Source organism: Streptomyces sp. NPDC051320, from assembly GCF_040682175.1.
GTDB lineage: Bacteria > Actinomycetota > Actinomycetes > Streptomycetales > Streptomycetaceae > Streptomyces.
Genome location: NZ_JBFBAL010000044.1, coordinates 1 through 5582, shown reverse-complemented (window position 1 = coordinate 5582; position 5582 = coordinate 1). Strand labels below are relative to the sequence as shown.

At 69.5% G+C, this 5582-nt stretch carries 7 protein-coding genes; 4 read left to right on the top strand and 3 right to left on the bottom strand.

Annotated features, from left to right (window positions below; all coding sequences use genetic code 11):
* The first annotated feature begins 512 nt into the window (after positions 1 to 512).
* Complete coding sequence (locus AB0M87_RS33230; protein WP_365859616.1) at positions 513 to 1253, top strand: alpha/beta hydrolase; 741 nt, start codon at positions 513 to 515, stop codon at positions 1251 to 1253.
* A 10-nt stretch (positions 1254 to 1263) separates the two neighbouring features.
* On the opposite strand, the gene AB0M87_RS33225 is transcribed toward AB0M87_RS33230, so the two are convergent.
* Positions 1264 to 1389: a hypothetical protein gene (locus tag AB0M87_RS33225; protein ID WP_365859614.1), complete on the bottom strand. Its 126-nt coding sequence runs from the start codon at positions 1387 to 1389 to the stop codon at positions 1264 to 1266.
* 155 nt (positions 1390 to 1544) lie between these two features.
* Here AB0M87_RS33225 and AB0M87_RS33220 point away from each other — a divergent pair, with 155 nt between their 5' ends.
* Positions 1545 to 2372, top strand: a complete 828-nt coding sequence (locus tag AB0M87_RS33220) for a class I SAM-dependent methyltransferase (RefSeq protein WP_365859618.1) — start codon at positions 1545 to 1547, stop codon at positions 2370 to 2372.
* A gap of 117 nt (positions 2373 to 2489) precedes the next feature.
* Complete coding sequence (locus AB0M87_RS33215; RefSeq protein ID WP_365859612.1) at positions 2490 to 3116, top strand: glyoxalase; 627 nt, start codon at positions 2490 to 2492, stop codon at positions 3114 to 3116.
* A gap of 77 nt (positions 3117 to 3193) precedes the next feature.
* Here AB0M87_RS33215 and AB0M87_RS33210 read toward each other — a convergent pair whose 3' ends face one another.
* On the bottom strand, positions 3194 to 3952 hold the full coding sequence (locus AB0M87_RS33210) for an aminotransferase class IV family protein (protein WP_365859610.1): 759 nt from the start codon (positions 3950 to 3952) through the stop codon (positions 3194 to 3196).
* Between the two features lie 184 nt (positions 3953 to 4136).
* Between AB0M87_RS33210 and AB0M87_RS33205 the strand changes: the two genes are divergently transcribed.
* Positions 4137 to 4727 carry an NAD(P)H-dependent oxidoreductase gene (locus AB0M87_RS33205; protein WP_365859608.1) on the top strand — a complete coding sequence of 197 codons (591 nt, stop codon included), beginning with the start codon at positions 4137 to 4139 and terminating at the stop codon, positions 4725 to 4727.
* Between the two features lie 33 nt (positions 4728 to 4760).
* Here the strand turns inward: AB0M87_RS33205 and AB0M87_RS33200 are convergent, their stop codons facing one another.
* Positions 4761 to 5240, bottom strand: coding sequence for an NUDIX domain-containing protein (locus AB0M87_RS33200; protein ID WP_365859606.1), 480 nt, complete (start codon positions 5238 to 5240; stop codon positions 4761 to 4763).
* Between the last annotated feature and the right edge of the window lie 342 nt (positions 5241 to 5582).

The following is a 5582-nucleotide window of genomic DNA, read 5'->3' as shown; positions in this document are numbered from 1 at the left end:
CGAATGCGGCACCCCCGGCCCACCCGAAGCACTCCCGCACGGCCTGTGCCACCCCTGCTACCGAGCCACCCAACGCCCAGCCACCCAAGACCTCGTTACCCAACGCCCAGCCACACACGACCGACCCGCCGTCGACCACCACATCCAAGCCCACGTCAGCAGACTCCGGAGCCTGGTCCGAACCCGTTGACGGCATCCCACCAGCGCCCGCATCACTCGCATCTGGGCAATCCGCAACCCGGAGAAACTCCGTCCCTGGACCGAGTAAGGACAGAGCCGGCCCAGGCGTTGGACATGGGGGCACGGGTGCGTCCGGCGTCGCGCAGTTTCCTCCGCAAAAAAACCGGTGGCGAACCACGGCGACCGCTGCTACCTTTCCGGAGGCCGTGCGAGAGAACGAGGAGGTGGTACCCGTGAACGCAGTATCGACATGGGTGCTCCCCTCCGGGGTCACGGTCGGGCGGTAGGTCGTCCGGGAGCGCCGTTCCAGAGCGCTCCCGAAAGGCACGACCATGCAATTCACTTCTGAACAACGCCTCGACGACGGCGTCGTCGAACGCGAATTCACCCTCGGCGAGGTCCCCGGCATCCTGTGGACGCCCGCGTCCGCATCCGCATCCGCGCCGGTCCCGCTGATCCTGCTCGGCCTCCCCCCGCTCGGACTGCACACGATGCACCCCCGCCTGTTGTCCCGGGCTCGGCAGGCCGCGGCTGAGGGCTTCGCCGCGGCCACCATCGAGCTCCCCGGGAGCGGTGACCGGCCCCGCTCGGCCGCCACCGAGCAGGCACGCGCCGACCTGCGCCGGGCTATGGAGGCCGGCGAGCCGGTCGGCGACGAGATCATCGACGCCCTCGTCCTCCCGCTCGTCGAGAAGTCGGTCCCGGAATGGCAGGCCGCCCTGGACGCCCTTCTCTCGCTGCCTGAAATCGGCGGCCCGGTCGGGTACTCGGGGGGAGTGATCTCCATCGGCATCCGGTTGGCGGTGGTCGAGCCGCGCATCGTGGCCGCCGGCCTCTTCGCCGGGAGTCTCGTGCCCGCCGCCATGTTCGAGGAGGCCCGCCGGGTCACCATTCCGCTGCATGTCCTGCTGCAGTGGGACGACGAACGGAACGACCGCCAGGCGGCCCTGGACCTTTTCGACGCCTTCGGCTCCAAGGAGAAGACGCTGCACGCCAATATGGGCGGGCACACGGGCGTCCCGCAGTTCGCAGGGGAGGACGCGGCCGGGTTCTTCGCCCGGCACCTGAAGTGAGGCCGCGCCGTCAGACCGGCAGCAGACGGTAGGCGATGCCGGCCAGGTCGCCGCCATCGAGGTCGGGTCCCACCCCTCCTCCTCGATGGCGGCGGCCGGCGCGGAAGGCGGTCACGCGCTCGGACAGATTCGACATCGGTGCGCGGCTCGGCGCAGGGACATCTTCGTCCGGTGGACGAGCTCCGCCGGGTTGTGAGGAGGACGGTGGCACGACCTACCGAGCGCGTTCCCGCCGTGTCTCGCTAGGCTGCTGCGGTGACTGATGAGTGGGGGCGGGAGCAACCGTCCGGAGTGTGGGCCACGGCGGTCGGGGTGGCCCGGGTGCGGGCCCGGGAGACCGAGCGGGAGGACGCGCTGTTCCAGGACCCGCTGGCGCGGGCCTTCGCCACCGCCGGCGGGCGCGGGCCGGACTCGGCCCTGCTGCCGAACGGTGACGAGGCCGCCCGGCGGTACCGGCTGGGCGTGGCGTTCTCCATCGTCATCAGGACGAAGTTCCTCGACGACCTGTTGAAGCAGGCCTCCGCGGCCGGCATCCGGCAGGTCGTGCTGCTCGGCGCGGGCATGGACAGCCGGGCCTTCCGGATGGACTGGGCCGAGGGCACCAGGCTGTTCGAGGTCGACACCGCCGAGCCGCTGAGTTTCAAGGCTTCGGTGTTGCGTCAGGAGCGGGCCGTCGCGCGCTGTGAGCGGATCACCGTCCCGGTGGATCTGCGCGAGGACTGGCCCGGGGCGTTGGTCGCTGCCGGGCACGACCCGGCGCTGCCGACGGTGTGGATCGCCGAGGGGCTGCTGATCTACCTGCCCGAAGACGCGGTGGAGCTGCTGCTGGCCCGGATCGGCGCGCACTCCGCACCCGGCAGCCGGATGGGCCTGACGCTGGGCACGCGCGGGGCGATCGAACGCTTCGGCGCGCACGCCGGGCCGGGATCGGCGGTGTCCCTGTGGGTCTCGGAGATGCCCGAGGACCCGGTCGGCTGGCTGGCCGGGCACGGCTGGGAGGCCAGGACATACACCTTGCGCGAGCGTGCTGCCGCCTACGGCCGTCCGAGCAGCACACCGCCGCAGCGGGAGGAAGGGCCCGGCGGGCTGATCTCGGCCGTGCGCCGGCAGACCACGTGAATCACAGGGCACCCTTTGAGCTGTGGAAGGGTCCCCGGAACGCGGCCTGGACGGCATCGGCCGGATCGGTCAGGATTCGAGAAGCGCGGGCCGCGGAGTGCGCCTAGCGTGATCGTCATGGCATCCATCGAATCCGTCACTCTCGACGTGGCCGACCCCACGGCCGCCCAACACTTCTACAGCGCCGCCTTCGGCTTGGACACGCAGCTTCGCCTGCGGGCCTCCGAGGCACCCACGGCCGGCTTCCGCGGGTTCACCCTGTCCCTCACGGTGTCCCAGCCGGCCACCGTCAACAGCCTCATCGACTCCGCCCTGGACGCCGGGGCCACACCGCTGAAGCCTGCCGGGAAGTCGCTGTGGGGCTACGGCGGTGTCGTACAAGCCCCGGACGGGACCATCTGGAAGGTCGCGACCTCGGCGAAGAAGGACACCGGCCCTGCCACTCGGCGCGTCGACGAGATCGTGCTCCTGCTGGGAGTCGCGGACGTGACCGCGAGCAAGCGGTTCTACGTCGACCAAGGCCTCACCGTGGCGAAGAGCTTCGGCCGCATGTACGTCGAGTTCGCTACCGGGTCGAGTCCGCTCAAGCTGGCGCTGTACCGGCGCCGCGCCCTTGCCAAGGACGTGGGCGTCTCCCCGGACGGCAGCGGATCGCACCGGCTCGCCATCGGCGGCGATGCCGGGATTTTCACCGACCCGGACGGGTTCGCCTGGGAGGCCGCACAGTCGGCCCCCACGCCCTGAGGCGTCACCGCTCCGTCCCCGGTGGTGGCGAGGCGGGCCGCACTCGTCTTCCGGACCTGTGGCGTGCCCGTGCTTGCTCAGATCTCGTCCCAGGGCACCGCGTCGTACACCCCCGCCACCGTCTTCATCAGCTCCGCGTCCACCGCGAACTCGGTGTCATCGATCCGGTGCACCGGGGCGGTGCCCTGCGAGTTGGTGACGAAGGCCGCCCGGTACGAGGGCAGGTCATTCAGGGTCACCCGGCGCCGCACCGACGGCAGCAGGGGTTCGACCAGTGCCATCGTGGTGCCGAGGAGTGCGGGCGCGTCCGGCCATGCGACCGAAGTGCCGTCCCAGAAGGCGATGTTGGTGGCCGCACCCTCCGTGATCACGCCACCGGGGCCGGTGAGCAGCGCACTGTCGAAGCCGGCGCGCTGCGCGGCCTTGCCGTAGTAGATCTGGCCGAAGCCGCCCAGGTGTTTGATGTGAGGCACGGGCCGCTCGTACGGAACGGACATCAGGCTCTGCGGAGTCTCGGGCATCACCGCGGGCGGCCGCACGGTGACGATCACGGTCGCGTTCTCGTCGCCGTCCGGCCGGTGTACGTACACCCGGGTCGCGGCGTCCCGTACGCCCGCGCCGTCCAGTGCGTGCCGGACGAGTTCCCGTACGTGCTCGCCGTCCAGCCCCGAGCCGAACAGCTCGCGCGTCGCGGAGTCCAGCCGGTCGAGGTGCAGTCCGAGACCGCGCACCCGTCCGTTTCTGACCTGCATCGCGGTGTAATGGCCGTAGTTGACGAAGGCGGGTGTGCGCAGGGACGCGTCGGTGACGGGGCGGCCGTCGATCTCTATGTGCATGAGTGCACCGTACGAGTCAGCGCGTCGCTGCCTCTGGCGGTGCGCCGAAGTCGCTGGTGCCGAAGTCGAAGTCGAACGATGCGGGCACGTACAGGGGCTTGCCGATGGGCATGGTGGTGCGGGAGCGGGTAGGCGCGCGGTGACGGCTTGACCTCAACCCTGCTTGATGTATGACGCTCTCCCCATGGACCTCAACAAGAGCCCTCTGAACCTCGCCGTCATCATCGCCAGCAACCGCGCCGGCCGCTTCGGCCCCACCGTCGCCGACTGGTTCCTCTCCCGCGCACGGCAGCGCGCCGACCTCTCCGTCCAGGTGATCGACCTGGCCGAGACCGATCTGCCGACGGCCCTCTCCCACGAGCCCTCGCCCGAGGTGCGGGAGGTCCTCGGCCGGGTCTCGCCCCGTCTGGAAGCGGCCGACGCCTTTGTCGTGCTCACCCCCGAGTACAACCACTCGTTCCCCGCCTCCCTCAAGAGCCTCATCGACTGGCACTTCACCCAGTGGCAGGCGAAGCCGGTCGGCTTCGTGTCGTACGGCGGGATGTCCGGCGGTCTGCGGGCCGTCGAGCAGTTGCGGCAGGTCTTCGCCGAGATGCATACCGTCACCGTCCGGGACACGGTCAGCTTCCACAACGCGCACGGCCACTTCGACGAGGACGGCACGCACAAGGACCCGACGGCGCCCGACGCGGCTGCCAAGACGATGCTCGACCAGCTCGTCTGGTGGGGGCGGGCGCTCCGGGAAGCCAAGGCGGTGCGGCCGTACGGAGCGTGAGCCTCAGCTTGTTTAACCTCCGGTCGTCGAAGGCTAAACGTCCAGGTCACGTGACTGCTCAGGTAGGTGAGTGGGTGCGGTCCGGTTTCGCGCGTTGATCATCCCAAGGCCGTCGATCGCTGCTGGGGACAGCACCGAATCGTCCAGGCTGGACATGGGCATCCAGGTGACTGCGCAGGTGGACTCGTTAGCTTTGGTGACCACGAGCGAGCCGGGCTTGAGATCGACGAGGTAGAAGAGTCCCACCAGGTGCCAGCTCACCCCGAGTCGGTGGGCTGCATACGTTCGCGCGTCCACCAGTCGGGCGTCAAGGAGCTCAAGGCCGGTCTCCTCGTGCAGTTCACGTGCCAGCGCGTCGACCGGTTGCTCGCCCGGATCGATCCCCCCGCCGGGCAGATGCCACAGCCCAGGCGCAAAGACCGGTGATACGCCTGAGAGTTGGGTCAACAGTAGTTGGTCCTGCGCGGTAGCGATCGCGTACGCCGAGACGCGCGAGCGCACATGCTTGCTCAATGTTCCCCTCCGGGCATCAGTTCCACGCCCCAGGCTGAGACGCGCTTCCAATCCAGCGATCATGTGTCAGGGGACCCGGGCGGAGGCAAGGGGGACCCCCATGCCGCGTTGGCGAAATGCCCTGATAGCTCCTCCCCCAAGGCCTTAAAGGCCAGGGAGGACCCCCATTGAGGGCATCCCGCCGCCTTGCGATCGCACGCACAGGACGCCGCCAGCTGATCCAGCAGGGGTTGAGCAACAGCTTCTCAGCTTGGCGTTTAACATCGCAGGTCACTCGACCTGCTGATCTGCGGTTCTTCCCGGGACAGCGGAGACGGCCGTTCTTCACGCTTCGAGATGTTG

Bases quoted from the DNA above. Each gene is read 5' to 3' on its own strand.
- AB0M87_RS33230 (WP_365859616.1), top strand. From the start codon at position 513: ATGCAATTCACTTCTGAACAACGCCTCGACGACGGCGTCGTCGAACGC.
- AB0M87_RS33225 (WP_365859614.1), bottom strand. From the start codon at position 1,389: ATGTCGAATCTGTCCGAGCGCGTGACCGCCTTCCGCGCCGGCCGCCGC.
- AB0M87_RS33215 (WP_365859612.1), top strand. From the start codon at position 2,490: ATGGCATCCATCGAATCCGTCACTCTCGACGTGGCCGACCCCACGGCC.
- AB0M87_RS33210 (WP_365859610.1), bottom strand. From the start codon at position 3,952: ATGCACATAGAGATCGACGGCCGCCCCGTCACCGACGCGTCCCTGCGC.
- AB0M87_RS33205 (WP_365859608.1), top strand. From the start codon at position 4,137: ATGGACCTCAACAAGAGCCCTCTGAACCTCGCCGTCATCATCGCCAGC.